General features: G+C 72.2%; 1 protein-coding gene (only partly in view). It reads right to left on the bottom strand.

What is annotated here, in order from left to right; translation table 11 throughout:
* On the bottom strand, positions 1-17,499 hold the 3' portion of the coding sequence (locus A4E84_RS45135; RefSeq protein WP_159029549.1) for a non-ribosomal peptide synthase/polyketide synthase. The gene runs 13,632 nt beyond the window's last position; 17,499 of the gene's 31,131 nt are visible here — the last part of the coding sequence; its start codon lies beyond the right edge, outside the window; the stop codon is at positions 1-3.

A 17,499-nucleotide genomic window follows, 5' to 3' on the forward strand; every position in this document is an offset into this window, starting at 1 on the left:
TCAGAGGTCGAACTCCTCGTACTCCGTGTCCTCGTCGCCCTCCGCCGCCGCACCCCTTCCGACGGTCACGGCGATCGCCGCGACCGTGGGCCGGTCGAAGACCGACGCGAGCGGCAGATCGACCCCGAACACCGCCCTGACACGCGAGACCACCTGCGTGGCGAGCAGGGAGTGCCCGCCCAGGTCGAAGAAGTTGTCGTCGACCCCGACCCGCTCCACGCCGAGCAGTTCGGCCCACATCTCCGCGAGGATGCGTTCGGTCTCGCTACCAGGCGCGACATATCCCTCCCCCGTGCCGGCCCGGGTCGCGCCGTCGAGCGCCCGGAGCGCGGCTCGGTCGACCTTGCCGTTCGGCGTGAGGGGCAGCGCGGCCAGCTCGACGAACACGGAGGGAACCATGAACCCGGGCAGCCGCTCCGCCACGAAGGCCCGCAGCTCACCAACAGCCGGCATCCCCTCCTCGTGATCCGCCGGCACCACATGCGCCACCAGCCTGCGATCCCCCTCCAGACCCTCCACCGTCACGACCGCCGTCCGCACCGCGGCGTGCGCGGCCAGGACCGTCTCGATCTCACCCGGCTCGATGCGGAAGCCTCGGATCTTGACCTGGTCGTCCACCCGGCCCACGAACTCCAGCCGTCCGTCCGCCAGCCACCGGACCTGGTCACCGGTGCGGTACATCCGCGACCCGTCCCCGGCGAACGGGTCGGCGACGAAGCGCTCACCCGTCAGGTCCGCCCGGCGCCCGTACCCCCGCGCCACGCCCACACCGGCGATGAACAGCTCACCGGTCATCCCCACAGGGACGGGACGCAGCTGAGCATCCAGTGCGTAGGCACGAGTGTTGGCCATCGGCACACCGATGGACGGAGCCCCCTCGCCCTCACCGTCGGGGTCGAGGACGGCGATGCTCGCGCAGACCGTCGCCTCGGTCGGACCGTAAGCGTTCAGCAGCCGGTACTCGCCACGCCAACGCGCCGCCGCGGCCTCCTCCAGACGCTCGCCCGCCGTCACCAGCGTCCGCAGACCGGCAAGATCGGCCGGCTCAAGGACGGCCAGGAGCGACGGCGGCAGCGTCGCCACCCGCACGTCCTTCTCCCGGACCAGCCCGGCCAGCGCCCGCGGCTCGCCCCGCTCCTCCGCCGTCGCCACGACCAGCCGGCCACCGGCCGCCAACGTCACCACGACCTCGGACACAGCGGCATCGAAGCCGAACGGGGCGAACTGCAGCACCCCGTCGCCTTCGCCGACCTCGAACGCACGGGCCTGCGCCTGCGCCAGGTTCACCACACCCCGGTGCCCGACCTGCACACCCTTCGGACGGCCCGTCGAGCCCGACGTGTAGATCACATACGCCAACGCGTCCGCAGACACGCCCCCCTCCGGCGCCTGTGCCGGAAGCTCCGCGAGCGCCCCCCGCACCATCGGGTCGTCCACGAGCACCGTCCGCAAGCGCCCCACCGGCAGTTCGTCGACCAGCTCCTCGGTGCCCACCAGCACCGTCGCCCGGCTGTCGCGCAGCATGAAGCCGAGCCGCTCCACCGGGTACTCCGGGTCCAGCGGCAGATACGCTCCACCCGCCTGCCAGACCGCGAGCATGGCCACGACCATGTCGATCCCGCGGGGCAGACACAGCGCCACCACCGACTCCGAGCCGACACCCACCGACCGCAGGTAGTGCGCCAGACGATTCGCCCGGCCCATCAACTCCGCATAGACGACGGCATCTTCACCACACACCACAGCCACAGCATCCGGCGTCCGCGCAGCCCGCGCGGCGATCAGCTCATGCACGCCACCCACCACAGGCAGCGGCTCAACCGTCGCGTTCCACTCCCGTACGACCTGATCGTGCTCGGCCGCCGTCAGCGTCGGCAGCTCGCCGAGTCTCAGGTGCGCGTCCGCGGTCAGGGTGCCGAGGAGGGCGACGAAGTGCCCGGCCATCCGGTCGATCGTGCGCGCGTCGAACAGCGCGGTGCTGTACTCGATCGCTCCGGACATCGCACCCCCGCGGTCAGTCAGCACCAGGCGGACGTCGAAGCGGTTGGTCATGGTGGTTCCGGCGTCTTCCGGGAACGACTCGGGGCCGTGGCTGTCGTCGTCGGCGGGAGCGTCGGCGGACCGACCGTCCTCGGTGAAGTAGTTGAACAGCACCTGGAACAGCGGGCTGCGCGACCGGTCCCGCTCCGTGACGAGCTCGTCCACCAGCTGCTCGAACGGCAGGTCCTGGTGCGCGTACGCGTCCAGGGCCACCTTCCGTACCCGGCCGAGCAGTTCGGCGAACGTCGGGTCGCCCGACAGGTCCGTGCGCAGCACGAGCGTGTTGACGAAGAACCCGATGAGGTCCTCGGTCTCGGCCCGGTTCCGGTTGGCGACCGGCGTGCCCACGACCACGTCGTCCGACCCCGCGTACCGGCCGAGCAGCACGTCGAAGGCGGCCAGCAGCGTCATGAACATCGTCGTGCCGTGCTCACGGGACAGCGCCCTGAGCACCGTCATCGTCGACTCGGGGACCTCGAACCGCGCCGTCGCGCCGGCCGGCGACCACAGCGCCGGTCGCGGCCGGTCGGTGGGCAGCTCCAAGGTCGGAGCGCCGGCCAACTGCTCACTCCAGTAGGCGCGTTGCGCGTCGATCACCTCGCCGGTCAGCCACTGCCGCTGCCAGACCGCGAAGTCCGCGTACTGGACGGGCAGGGCCGGCAGCGACGGCTCGCCGCCCTCGCGCAACACGGCGTACAGGTACATCAGTTCCCGCTGGAAGATGCGCGTCGACCACTCGTCCGAGACCACGTGGTGCATCGAGAGGGCCAGGACGTGTTCGTCGGCCGCCACCCGGATCAGCATGGCGCGGATCAGCGGGCCGGCAGCGAGGTCGAACGGGGTCGCCTCGTCAGCCGCGACGAGCTTCTCGGCCACGAGGAACGGAGCGCCCTCGGCCGACACGTCGATCAGCGGCAGCGCGAAGGTCGTCGGCGGGGCGATGACCTGGTGCGGCACACCGTCCGCGTCCGCGACCAGGCGCGTCCGCAGCACCTCGTGTCGTGCCACGATCGCGGTCAGCGCCCCCTGGAGGGCTGCGATGTCGAGGTCGCTGCCCATCCGGACCCGCATCGGCAGGTTGTACTCCAGCGATCCGGGCTCCAACCGGTCCAGGAACCACAGTCGCTGCTGCGCGAACGACAGCGGCAGCGTCCGGTCCCGGTCGACGGGCGTCACCGGCCGGAGATCCGGCCGGTCGGCCGTCTCCGCGACGGTCGCGGCCAGGCCGCGTACCGTCGGCTGGTCGAAGAGCGCCGCCAGCGGGACCTCGGCGCCCAGGACGTTCCGGATCCGGGAGATCACCTGGGTGGCGAGCAGCGAGTGTCCGCCCAGCTCGAAGAAGTTGTCCTCGGCGCCGACCCGGTCGATGCCCAGAACGCTCGTCCAGATCCCCGCGAGCAGCTCCTCGACGGCACCGGTGGGGGCCACGGAGGTGTCCGCCTCCGAGCGGCCCAGCTCCGGTTCCGGCAGTGCGGCCCGGTCCAGCTTGCCGTTGGGGGCCAGCGGCAGATCGGCCAGCTCGACGAAGACGGAGGGGACCATGAACTCGGGGACGCTGCGCCTCAGATGCTCGCGCAGCTCGGCCACCGCAGGCATCCCGTCGGCGTGGTCGGCCGGTACCAGGTAGGCCACCAGACGGCGGTCCTCGTTCTCGCCCCAGGCGGTGACGACCGCGGACCGGACCCGTGGATGGCCGGCGAGTGCCTCCTCGACCTCTCCCGGTTCGATACGGAAGCCGCGCACCTTCACCTGCTGATCGATGCGGCTGAGGAATTCCAGGCGCCCGTCGGCGCGCCAGCGCACCTGGTCGCCCGACCGGTAGGCGCGGGAGCCGTCACCCGCGTACGGATCGGCCACGAACCGCTCCGCGGTCAGCGCGGGCCGGTGCCCATAACCCCGGGCGAGGCTCGCACCGGCGATGTACAGCTCGCCCGCGGTGCCGACCGGCACCGGCTTCAGCCGCTCGTCCAGCACCATCAGCCGTACGTTCGTCAGCGGCAGGCCGATCGGGACGAGGCCGCCGGGCGACCAGTCCGTCGTGCCGTCCGGGCGCGGACACACCGTGCTCGCCGCGTCGATGGTGTTCTCGGTCGGGCCGTACAGGTTCGCCACCAGCGCCGTGGCGTGCCTCGCGTAGAAGCGGGTCACATCAGCCGCCGACAGCGCCTCACCGCCGCAGAACACCATCCGCAGCGTTGACAGGGACGACGGCCAGGTGTGGGAGACGAACAGCTTGAACAGCGACGGCACGAACTGAACGACCGTCATCCGCCGGGACTCGATGAGCTCCACCAGGTAGTCCAGGTCGCCCTGCCGTCCGGGGGCGGCGAGAACCAGTTCGGCGCCGTTCGACAACGGCCACAGGAGCTCCCACACCGAGGCGTCGAACGTGAGCGGCGTCTTGTGGAGCACGCGGTCCGCCGCGGTCAGCCGATGCTGGTCCTGCATCCACGAGATGCGGTTCACGACACCGCCGTGGGTGATCTGCACGCCCTTCGGGCGGCCGGTCGAACCGGAGGTGTAGATGACGTACGCGAGCTGCTGCGGATGGACCGCCACTCCGGGCGACGTGGCCGGCCGGGCCGCGAGGGCCGCACGGGTGTCGGGGTCGTCCAGCCACACCACCGTGTCCAGGGTGCCTCCCGCCGCCAGGTCGGCCGCGACGCGGCGGTGGCCCACGAGGATGCCGGCACCGCTGTCCGCGAGCATGAACGCCAGGCGGTCCGCCGGGTAGCCCGGGTCGAGCGGGACGTACGCCGCCCCGGCCTGCCAGACCGCGAGGACCGCGGCGACCATGTTCGGGCCGCGCTCCAGGCACAGTGCCACTGCGCACTCGGTGCCCACACCGAGGTCGCGCAGGTGATGGGCGAGGCGGTTGGCGCGGTCCATCAACGCGCCGTAGGTGACGGTCTCTTCGCCCGACACGACGGCGACCGCGTCCGGCGTCGCGACCGCCCGCCCGGCGATCAGCTCGTGCATCCCGCTGACCAGCGGCAGGGGTGCCGCGTTGTCGGTCCACTCGTGCAGGAGCTGGTCGTGCTCGGCCGAGGTCAGCAACGGCAGATCGCCGATCCGCCGGTCCGCGTCCTCGCCGGCGACGGCCGCGAGAAGGGTGACCAGGTGCCCGGCCATCCGCTCCACGGTCGTGGCGTCGAAGAGTGCGGTGCTGTACTGGATCTCCCCGGCGAGTGAGCCGTCGTCCTCGCCTTCGCCCAGGGTGACCATGAGGTCGAACTTGACGGGCAGCGACTCCGGTACGAACCCCGAGCCGTCGGCGGCCCGGCCTGGAGCCGCGACCGGTTCGCTCTCGGATCCGGTCTCCCGGAGGTCCTCGGCGACGTAGCTGAAGAGCGTCTGGAAGAGCGGGGTACGCGACCGGTCCCGCTCCGTGACGAGGTCGTCCACCAGCTGCTCGAACGGCAGGTCCTGGTGCGCGTACGCACCGAGGGCGGTCTCGCGCACCCGGCCGAGGAGTTCGGCGAAGGTCGGGTCGCCGGACAGGTCCGTACGCATCACGAGCGTGTTGACGAAGACGCCGATGACGTTCTCGGTCTCTGCCCGGTTCCGGTTCGCGACCGGGGTGCCGACGCCGATGTCGTCGGTGCCGGCGTAGCGGCCCATGAGGACGTCGAAGGCGGCGAGCAGCGTCATGAACATCGTCGTGCCGTGGGCACGGGAGAGCGCGCGCAGCGCCTGGACCGTGTCAGCGGGAACGGCGAACCGGCTCACCGCACCGGCGGTGGAGCGCACCGCCGGACGCGGCCGGTCGGTCGGCAGGTCGAGCGTCGGCAGAGCAGCCAACGTACGGCGCCAGTAGTCGAGTTGACCGTCGAGGACGTCGCCGGTCAGCCACTGCCGCTGCCAGGCGACGACGTCCGCGTACTGGAAGGCAAGCGGCGGCAGCGGGTTCGAGTCACCGGCGCGGAACGCCTCGTGGAGCGCGAGGAGTTCGCGTCGGAGGATGCGGTCCGACCATTCGTCGGACACCACGTGGTGCATCAGCAGCGCGAGCACGTGCTCGTCGCTCCCCAGCCGGATGAGCGTGGCCCGGATCAGGGGCCCGTCCGCCAGGTCGAAGGGGACCGTGCCGAGCTCCGCGATCAGACGGGCGGCTGCATCCTGCGGGTCCGCGCTCCCGGAAAGGTCGAGGACGGGGAGGGGCATGGGAGCCGGCGGGTCGATGACCTGGTACGCGACCCCGTCCGGGCCGGCGACCAGGCGGGTGCGAAGTACCTCGTGCCGTGCGACTACCGCGTTCAGCGCCGCGCTCAGGGCCTCCAGGTCGACGTCACCGTGGAGACGGAGACGGGTCGACATGTTGTACTCCGCCGAGCCCGGCTCCAACTGGTCCAGGAACCACAGGCGCTGCTGCGCGAACGACAGCGGAAGCGGCTGAGTACGGTCCGCCAAGCCGACGGGCGGCGCGGCGTCTCCGGCGGAGGTCTCGATCGCGGCCGCCAGGCCGCGCACCGTCGGCCGGTCGAACAGCGCCGACAGCGGCACCTCGGCCCCGAACGCCTCCCGGATCCGGGAGATCACCTGCGTCGCGAGCAGCGAGTGACCGCCCAGGTCGAAGAAGGAATCCGTGGCACCGACCCGGTCCACACCGAGCACCTGCGACCAGATCCCCGCCAGCAGCTCCTCGGAGACCGTGGCGGGAGGAACGTAGAGCCCCTCCAGACCACCAAGGGATCCGTAGGGTTCGGGCAGGTCCTTGCGGTCGGTCTTGCCGTTCGGGGTCAGCGGCAGCGCCGCCAGCTCCACGAACACCGACGGCACCATGTACTCCGGCAGGCCGGCGCGCAGCCACTCCCGCAGCTCGCTCGCCGACGGGGCACCTTCCGCCTGGTCGGCGGGAACGACGTACGCCACCAACCGGCGTTCCACACCGTGGCCGTGGCCGACGACGACCGCCGAGCCGACGGCCGGATGCCCGACGAGAGCCGCCTCGATCTCGCCCGGCTCGATACGGAAACCACGCACCTTCAGTTGCTCATCGGCGCGGCCGAGGAACTCCAGCCGGCCGTCCGCCATCCACCGCACGCGGTCGCCCGTCCGGTACATCCGCGCACCGTCCGCAGCGAACGGGTCGGCCACGAACCGCTCCGCGGTCAGGTCCGGACGACCCAGGTATCCGCGGGTCACCCCGGCACCGCCGATGAACAGCTCACCCGCCACACCCACCGGCACCGGCTCCAAACGGCCGTCCAGCACGTACACCTGAGTGTTCGCCACCGGCGACCCGATCCCCGGCGCCCCATCCGGCGTCACCTGTTCGCACGTCGACCAGATCGTCGTCTCCGTCGGCCCGTACATGTTCCAGACCTCGTCGACACGCCCCACCAGGGCCGCGGCCAGCCCGCCCGGCAGCGCCTCACCACCGCACAGCACCCGCAGCCCAGGCCGTCCGGTCCAGCCGTCGGCGACCAGCATCTGCCACGTCACCGGCGTCGCCTGCATCACCGACGCGCCCGAGCTCTCCAGCTCACCCGCCAGCGCGCCCGGATCGGCCGCGATCTCCCGATCGGCGACCACGACACGGCCACCCACCACCAGCGGCAGCCACAGCTCCAGCCCCGCGATGTCGAAGCCGAAGGTGGTGACCGCCAGCAGCGCGTCGTCCGCGCTCAGCCCCGGACGCGTCGCCATGCCGGAAAGGAAGTTCGCCAAGCTCCGCCGGCCCACCAGCACGCCCTTCGGGCGACCGGTCGAACCAGACGTGTACAGCACATACGCCAACTGGTCCTCGATACAGGGCACATCGAGGGACGCGGACGAAAGACCCTCCAGCGTCGACCGCGTCTCCGCGTCATCGAGCCAGACCACCGAACCCACCGACTCCATCGGCAGCCCACCGGCCACCGACCGATGCCCCACCAGCACCCCCGCGCCACTGTCCGCGAGCATGAACTCCAGCCGGTCCGACGGGAACTCCGGATCCAGCGGAAGGTACGCACCCCCCGCCAGCCACACCGCCAGCCCCGCCACCACCATGTCCACGCCGCGCTCCACACACACCGCGACCACGGACTCAGCGCCCACACCCACCGACCGCAGCTGACGCGCCAGACGGTTCGCCCGAACCATCAACCCGCCGTACGTCACCGACTCCCCGCCGACCACCACAGCCACCACGTCCGGAGCCGTAGCCGCCCGCCCGGCGATCAGCCCCTGCACCCCACCAGCCCCGGACACCTCCACATCCGTGTCGTTCCACCCCCGAACGACCACATCCCGCTCACCCGCCGTCAGTACCGGAAGCTCGTCGATCTCCCGATCCGCATCCGCCGCGACAGCGTCCAGCAGCGTGACCAGATGCCCCGCCATCCGCTCCACCGTCGCCGCGTCGAACAACGCGGTGCTGTACTGGATCTCCGCGGCCAGTGCGCCCTCGGCGTCCGCCAGGGCCAGCGCCAGGTCGTACTTCACCGGCACAGGACCGCTGTGCGAGGCCGCGTCGGCGGTCGACCTGCTCGCGGTGCCGGCTGCGCTGTCGCCGACCTCCTGCGGCAGCTCGCCCGGGTCCCCCGCGACGTAGCTGAAGAGCGTCTGGAAGAGCGGGCTGCGCGAGCGGTCCCGCTCGACGTCCATAGCGTCCACCAGCTGCTCGAACGGCAGGTCCTGGTGCGCGTACGCACCGAGGGCGGTGTCACGCACCCGGCCGAGGAGTTCGGCGAACGTGGGCGCGCCGGACAGGTCCGTGCGGAGTACGAGCGTGTTGACGAAGAACCCGATCAGGTCCTCGGTCTCGGCACGGTTCCGGTTCGCCACCGGCGTGCCCACGACCACGTCGTCCGCCTCCGCGTACCGCCCCAGCAGGACGTTGAAGGCCGCCAGCAGCGTCATGAACATCGTCGTGCCGCGCTCACGGGACAGCGCGCGCAGCGCCCGTACCGTGTCGGCCGGAACGACGAACCGGGCCACCGCGCCGTCGGTGGAGCGCACCGCCGGCCGCGGCCGGTCGGTCGGCAGGTCGAGCGTCGGCAGATCCGCCAGCGCACGCTGCCAGTAGCCCAGCTGGCCGTCGAGTACGTCGCCGGTCAGCCATTGGCGCTGCCAGGCGACGACGTCCGCGTACTGGAAGGCAAGCGGCGGCAGCGGGTTCGCCTCGCCCGCCCGGAACGCCTCGTACAGGGCCGCCAGCTCGCGCTGGAGCACACGGTCCGACCACTCGTCGAAGACGACGTGGTGGATGACGAGGGAGAGCACGTGCTCGTCCGGAGCGATCCGTACGAGCACGGCCCGCACCAGAGGCCCGTTCCCCAGGTCGAACGGCGTCAGCATGTCCTCGGCGAACAGGTCGTCGGCGACGCCCTCCGGATCGCTGCTCCCGGACACGTCTACGAGCGGCAGGGGCACGGCGGTCGGCGAGTCGATGACCTGGTACGCCACTCCGTCCGCACCCGCGACCAGGCGGGTCCGCAGGACCTCGTGGCGGTCGATGATCGCGTCCAGGGCCCCAGCCAGAGCCACCACGTCCGTGTCCCCGGTCAGACGCAGACGGGTCGACATGTTGTACTCCGTCGAGCCCGGCTCCAACTGGTCCAGGAACCACAGGCGCTGCTGCGCGAACGACAGCGGAAGCGGCTGAGTACGGTCCGCCAAGCCGACGGGCGGCGCGGCGTCTCCGGCGGAGGTCTCAATCGTGGCCGCCAGGCCGCGCACGGTCGGCCGGTCGAACAGCGCCGACAGCGGGACCTCGGCCCCGAACGCCTCCCGGATCCGGGAGATCACCTGCGTCGCGAGCAGCGAGTGACCGCCGAGCTCGAAGAAGGAGTCCGTGGCACCGACGCGGTCCACTCCGAGCACCTGCGACCAGATCCCTGCCAGCAACTCCTCCGAGACCGTGGCCGGAGCGACGAAGGAGGTGTCCGGTTCGCCGCGCAGCTCGGCCGGCTCAGGCAGGGCCTTGCGGTCGATCTTGCCGTTCGGGGTCAGCGGCAGCGCGGCCAGCTCGACGAACACCGAGGGAACCATGTACTCCGGCAGGGCGGCGCGCAGCCACTCCCGCAGCTCGCTCGCCGACGGGGCACCTTCCGCCTGGTCGGCGGGAACGACGTACGCCACCAGGCGGCGCTCCACGCCCTGCCCGTGGCCGACGACGACCGCCGAGCCGACGGCCGGATGCCCGACCAGGGCCGCCTCGATCTCGCCCGGCTCGATCCGGAAACCCCGCACCTTCAGTTGCTCATCGGCGCGGCCGAGGAACTCCAGCCGGCCGTCCGCCATCCACCGCACGCGGTCGCCCGTCCGGTACATCCGCGCACCGTCCGCAGCGAACGGGTCGGCCACGAACCGCTCGGCCGACAGCCCTGCCCGGCCGAGGTAGCCACGGGTCACCCCCAGGCCGCCGATGAACAGCTCACCGGCCACACCCACCGGCACCGGCTCCGAACGGCCGTCCAGCACGTACACCTGGGTGTTCGCCACCGGCGACCCGATGCCCAACGCCCCATCCCGCGTGATCTGTTCGCACGTCGACCAGATCGTCGTCTCCGTCGGCCCGTACATGTTCCAGACCTCGTCGACACGCCCCACCAGGGCCGCGGCCAGCCCGCCCGGCAGCGCCTCACCACCGCACAGCACCCGCAGCCCAGGCCGTCCGGTCCAGCCGTCGGCGACCAGCATCTGCCACGTCACCGGCGTCGCCTGCATCACTGAGACGCCCCAGCGCTCCAGCTCGCCGGCCAGCGCGCCCGGGTCGCCCACCACCTCACGATCGGCGACCACGACACGACCGCCCACCACCAGCGGCAGCCACAGCTCCAGCCCCGCGATGTCGAAGCCCCAGGTCGTCACCGCCAGCAGCACATCGTCCGAGTCGAGCCCCGGACGCACGGCCATACCAGCCAGGAAACTCACCAGGCTGCCCTGGCCCACCAGCACGCCCTTCGGGCGACCGGTCGAACCAGACGTGTACAGCACATACGCCAACTGGTCCTCGATGCAGGGCACATCGAGGGACGCGGACGAAAGACTCTCCAGCGTCGACCGCGTCTCCGCGTCATCGAGCCAGACCACCGAACCCACCGACTCCATCGGCAGCCCACCGGCCACCGACCGATGCCCCACCAGCACCCCCGCGCCACTGTCCGCGAGCATGAACTCCAGCCGCTCCGACGGGAACTCCGGATCCAGCGGAAGGTACGCACCCCCCGCCAGCCACACCGCAAGCCCCGCCACCACCATGTCCACGCCGCGCTCCACACACACCGCGACCACGGACTCAGCGCCCACACCCACCGACCGCAGCTGACGCGCCAGACGGTTCGCCCGAACCATCAACCCGCCGTACGTCACCGACTCCCCGCCGGCCACCACAGCCACCACGTCCGGAGCCGTAGCCGCCCGCCCGGCGATCAGCCCCTGCACTCCACCAGCCCCGGACACCTCCACATCCGTGTCGTTCCACCCCCGAACGACGACATCCCGCTCACCCGCCGTCAGCACCGGAAGCTCGCCCACGCGCCGGCCCTCGTCGGCCGCGAGGGCGTCCAGGAGGGTGGCCAGGTGGCCGGTCATGCGCGCGACCGTCTCGGCGTCGAAGTGGGCGTGGTCGTAGGAGAGCTTGATCCTGACGTCGCGTCCCGCGCCGGCGGTGATGTGGAGCGGGTAGTTGACCTGTTCGCGGCCGTAGTTGAGGTCGGCCTGCAGGCCGTTGGAGGCGGAGGTCCCCCGGCCCTCGGTCAGGGTCTGGTCCGGGAAGTTCTCGAAGACGAACAGACTGTTGAAAAGGGCCTGCCCGGGCGGCAGTTCGCTGCACTCGCCGATGGTCACCAGCGGAACCTGCTCGTACTGGCGGGCCAGCACCTGCTCGTCCTGCAGCCCGACCAGCCAATCCACGACCGCCTGTTCGCGGTCGACGCGGATGCGCGTCGGAGTCGTGTTGATCAGGAGGCCGACCATCGTGTCCATGCCCTCGACCTGGCCGCCGCGCCCGGACGACGTCACGCCGAACACCACGTCGTCCGTGCCGGAGTACAGGGCGAGGAGGAGCGCCCACGCGCCCTGGACGACCGTGTTCACCGTCAGCCGGTGACGGCGGGCGAAGTCGGCGAGGCCGGACTCGGCGGTCGCGCGTGACAGCGCGACCTGGGCCTCGGCACGGCCCTGGTCACCGGTGGCCCGTTCCACGCCGAGCGTGGTGGGTTCGGTGATCCCGGCCAGCCGCTCGCGCCAGTAGGCGCGCGCCTGGTCCAGGTCCTGGCCGTGGACCCAGGCGACGAAGTCCCGGAAGGGCGCACGCTGGGTCAGGTCCGGCCGGGCCCGGCCGGTGCGGAAGGCGTCGTACGCCTCCAGCAGCTCACCCATGACGATGGGGAGGCTCCAGCCGTCGAGGAGCAGGTGGTGGTAGCTCCAGACCAGCTGGTGCCGGTCGTCGGCGAGGCTGATGACGGTGATCCGCATCAGGGTGGGCGCGGAGAAGTCCGCGCCCTGCGCCCAGTCGGCCTCCAGGTGCTCGCGGATCGCCCGCTGCTGTGCCTCCTCGTCCAGGTGCGAGACGTCCCGGACGTCCAGGGGCAACGGTACGGAGCGGGAGACGACGGCCAGCGGCTCGGGCACGCCGTCCCAGACGACGGCGGTGCGCAGCACCTCGTGCCGGGAGACGACCAGTTCCCAGGCCTGCTTCAGGGCGTCGAAGTCGAGCTCGCCCTCCAGGGAGAGCCCGTTCTGCACCCAGTACATGCCGGGGTCGCCGGAGAGCCGGGTGTGGAAGAGCATGCCCTGCTGGAGGGCGGTCAGCGGGTAGATGTCCTCGATCCGGGTCGGCAGGCTGCGCGTGACACGGTCGAGCGCGACCTGGTCGAGCCGCTGCGCGAGCGGGAAGTCGGACGGCGTGTGACCGCCCGTCTCCGGCCGGCAGCAGTACTCGATCAGCTCGGTCAGCACCTCGACGTACCGCTCCGCGAGGCGCGCGATCGTCGCCTCGTCGTGCACCTCGGCGCCGTACGCCCACACCATCTCCAACTGACCATCGGAAACGCGGCAGTTGACGTCGAGCAGGTGTGTTCGGTCGCCTTCCGTCGACCAGGCGCGGCCGAGCGATCCCTTGCCCGGACGGAGCCGGCCCGCCGCGCCCCGCGTGATGGCGGGCGTGCGGTCGCCGGTGCGCGCGGCGTTCTGGCTCAGGTAGTTGAAGCTGACCTCGGCGTGCCCCTGCGGGCTCCAGTCCGTGAGGTGGCGCAGCAGGCCGTAGCCCAGGCCCTTGCGCGGGACGCCACGCAGATACTCCTTCGTACGGCGCAGCAGCGCGCCGAGGTCGCCGTCGGCCGCGCCGGTGAGCACCACCGGGTAGACGCTGGTGAACCAGCCGACCGTACGGGACACGTCGATGTCGGCGCCGACGTCCTCGCGGCCGTGGCCCTCCAGGTCGACGACGACGGACGGAGCTGCGGCCCAGGACGTCAGGGTCGAGCCGAGCGCGGCGAGGAGGACGTCGTTGATCTGGGTGCGGAAGGCGCTCGGCACCTCGCGCAGGAGCTGCTCGGTGAGGTCCGCGTCGAGCGTGGCCACGACCTCGCCGGCCGAGGTCGCGCGGTTGCTCCCGGCGCGGTCGCGCGGCACGGGGGCGGCGGCGGCCTCGGCAGCGCGCCAGTACGGGGCTTCCGCGGCCAGCTCGGCCGAGCCGGCCAGCTCGGCGAGCCGCTGGGTCCACCGCGGGAAGGACGTCGTCTTCGCGGGCAGCTCCACCGTCGCGGCGCCCGCTTCGGCCTGCGCGTACGCGGAGATCAGGTCCTCCACCAGCACCGGCCAGGAGACCGCGTCGACCACGAGGTGGTGGGCCACCACGAGGACCAGCGGGTCCCGGTCACCGCGCTCGAAGACGGCGACCCGGAACAACGGCCCCCGCTCCAGGTCGAGGCTCGCCTGGACCTCCGTGGCGCGTGTCTCCAGGTACGCGGCCTCGTCCATGGCGTCGTCCATGTGGGAGACGTCGATCACCGACACCGGATCGGCCGTCTCGGCAGCCACCAGGTGCCCGGTCCACTCCCCGTCCTCCCGCACGAACCGGGAGCGCAGCACGTCGTGCTGCTCGACGAGCGCGCGCACCGCCACCTGCAGCAGGTCGTGGTCGATCGGGCCGTCGGCCTCCAGGACCGTGGACTGGTTGAAGTGCGCCGCCTGCGGCAGCTCACGGCCGAGGAACCACCGCTGGATCGGCGAGAGCGTGAAGCCGCCCGCCACGACGCCCTGGTCGGCGTCGGCGGTGCTCTCGCTCGCCGCCACCGTGGCGAGACCGGCCACCGTCTGGTGGTCGAAGAGCTGCGCCGCCGTCACGTGCACGCCGAAGTCGCGGGCGCGGGCGACGACGCGGATGCTGATGATGGAGTCGCCGCCGAGGTCGAAGAAGTTGTCCTCGATCCCGACGCGTTCCACACCCAGAACCTCCGCCCATGCCTCGGCGAGGATCCGCTCCACCTCGGTGCGTGGCCCGACATACGTGCCCGCCGCCGCCACGCTCGCCCCGTCCGGTGCCGGAAGGGCGCCGCGGTCGATCTTCCCGCTCCTCGTCAGCGGCAGGCCGGCCATCTCGGTGAACAGCGCCGGCACCATGAACGTGGGCAGGTGTTCGCCGACGAAGGCGCGCAGCTCGGCGACGGGCGGGATGCCCTCGGCCATGTCCGCGGGCACGAGGTAGGCGACGAGCTTGCGCTCCGCACCGCTGCCGTACGCCGTCACGACGGCGGTCCTGACGCCGGGGTGGCCGGCGAGCACGACCTCGATCTCGCCGGGCTCGATGCGGAAGCCGCGCACCTTCACCTGGTTGTCCGCGCGGCCCACGAACTCCAGACGCCCGTCCGCGAGCCGGCGCGCTCGGTCGCCCGAGCGGTACATGCGGCTGCCGTCCGCGGCGAACGGGTCGGCGATGAAGCGCTCGGCGCTCAGCGCGCCCCGGCCTCCGTAGCCGCGGGTGACGCCGGCGCCGGCGATGAACAGTTCACCGGCGACGCCCACCGGGGCGGGGTTGAGCGCCGGGTCGAGGATGTGGACCCGCTCGTCGATGAACGGGGTGCCGATCGGCGGGGTGCCGTCCGCGGTGACCTGTCCGCCGGTCGTGGCGATGGTGGTCTCGGTCGGCCCGTACACGTTCAGCAGCTTCAGCCGCCGGCGCCACCGGGCGGTGAGCGCGGCCTCCACGCGCTCGCCGCCGACCAGCACCGCGGCGAGGTCGGGGAGGTCGTCCGGGGACAGCACCCCGAGCAGCGTGGGTGTCATGAAGGCGAGGCCCACGGCGGTCCGTCGCATCATCGAGGTCAGCCGCTCGGGCGGGGTGCGGTCCTGCCGCTCGGCCACGACCAGGGTCGCGCCGGTCGGCAGCGCCATCACCACCTCCCACACGGAGGCGTCGAAGCTGAAGGACGCGAACGCGAGGACGCGGTCGCCCGGGCCGGCCTGCAGGAGCGGGCGCATCGCCTCGGCGAGGGTCGTCACACCGCGGTGGGGCACGTGGACGCCCTTCGGCCGTCCCGTCGAACCGGACGTGTAGATGATGTACGCCAGTTGGTCGGGCAGGGAGCGTCCCTCCGTCGGGGTCGTGGGGAACGTGTCGAGCTCCGCCAAGGTCGCCGGGTCGTCCAGGAGCAGCACCGTGTCCACGGTGCCGTCGGTGGCGAGGTCGGCGGCCACCGCCTCGTGGGCGACGAGCACCGACGCGCCGGTGTCGCTCATCATGAACCGGCGCCGCTCCAGCGGGTAGGCGGGGTCGAGGGGCAGGTACGCCGCCCCGGCCTGCCAGGCCGCCAGCGAGGCGACCGCCATGTCGGCGGAGCGGTCCAGGCAGAGCGCGACGACGGACTCCGGTCCCGCCCCGGCCAGGCGCAGGCGGTGGGCCAGCCGGTTCGCGCGGGCCATCAGCGCGCCGTACGTGAGGGACTGCTCGCCCGCCAGGACCGCCACGACGTCGGGCGTCGCGGCCGCCTGCGCGGCGATCAGCTCGTGCAGGCCGCCGGTGGGCGGCAGGTCGGCGGCGGTGTCGTTCCACTCCTCGACGAGCAGCCGGCGCTCCGCCTCGGGCAGCAGCGTCACCTCGGCCACGTGCTGTCCCGCGTCGGCGGTGATGCCTTCGAGGAGGGTGATCAGGTGCGCGGCCATCCGCTCGACGGTCGCGGCCTCGAACAGCGCGGTGCTGAACTGGAGTTCACCGGTCAGCGCGCCGTTGTCGTCGGCCAGGGTCAGGACCAGGTCGAACTTCACGGGGACGGGCTCGGGGCCGGTTCCGGTGACGGCCGTCCGCGCGAGGCCGGAGCCCTGGTCACCGGGGTCGCCCGGCTCCCGGGGCACGTAGCTGAACATGACGTCGGTCAGCGGGTTGCGGGAGCGGTCGCGTTCGGCGACGAGCGCGTCGACGAGCCGGTCGAACGGCAGGTCCTGGTGCCGGTACGCGCCGAGTGCCATCTCCCGCACCCGTACGAGGAGGTCGGCGAAGGACGGGTTGCCGGACAGGTCCGTGCGCATGACCAGCGTGTTGACGAAGAAGCCGATCAGGTCCTCGGTCTCGGCGAGCGAGCGGTTCGCGACCGGCGTGCCGATCGCGACGTCGTCCGTGTCGCCGTAGCGCCCGAGGAGGACGCTGAACGCGGCGAGCAGCGTCATGAACATCGTCGTGCCGCTCTCGCGGGACAGCGCGCGCAGCGCCTCCGCGGTGTCCGGCGCGATGCTGAAGCGGGTGACGGCACCCGCGGTGGAACGCACCTGGGGGCGCGGCAGGTCGGTGGGCAGCTCGAGGACCGGGGCCCGGTCCAACTGGGTCCGCCAGTAGTCGAGTTGCTCGTCGAGCACGTCGCCGGTCAGCCACTGCCGCTGCCAGGCCGCGACGTCCGCGTACTGGGCGGCGAGCGGCGGCAGCGGGTCGGGCTCGCCGGCCCGGAACGCCTCGTACAGCGCGGACAGTTCGCGCCGGACGATCCGGTCCGACCACTCGTCGAAGACGACGTGGTGCATAGCCAGGCTCAGGACGTGGTCGTCCGGGGCCAGGCGCAGCAGGGTGGCGCGGACGAGGGGGCCGTTCGCCAGGTCGAAGGGCGTGAGGCCGTCGGCGCCGATCAACCGGTCGGCGGCGTCCTGCGGGTCGGCGGCGCCGGACACGTCCACGACCGGCAGCGGCAGACCGGCCGCGGGGTCGACGACCTGCTGCGCCACACCGTCCGCACCGGCGACGAGGCGGGTCCGCAGGACTTCGTGGCGGGCCACGAGCGCGTCCAGGGCGGCGCCGAGGGCGGCGGCGTCCAGCTCGCCGGCGAACCGCAGACGAGTGGACATGTTGTAGTCGACCGAGCCGGGCTCCAGCTGGTCCAGGAACCACAGGCGCTGCTGCGCGAACGACAGCGGCAGGGCCGCGTCCCGCGCCACGGGCGTCACCGGCGGCGCGGCGTCCCGGGCGGCGCCGTCGACGAGCGCGGCCAGGCCCCGTACCGTCGGCCGGTCGAACAGGGCGGCCAGCGGGAGTTCCACCGAGAA

Source organism: Streptomyces qaidamensis (assembly GCF_001611795.1).
In the GTDB taxonomy this organism is placed as follows: domain Bacteria; phylum Actinomycetota; class Actinomycetes; order Streptomycetales; family Streptomycetaceae; genus Streptomyces; species Streptomyces qaidamensis.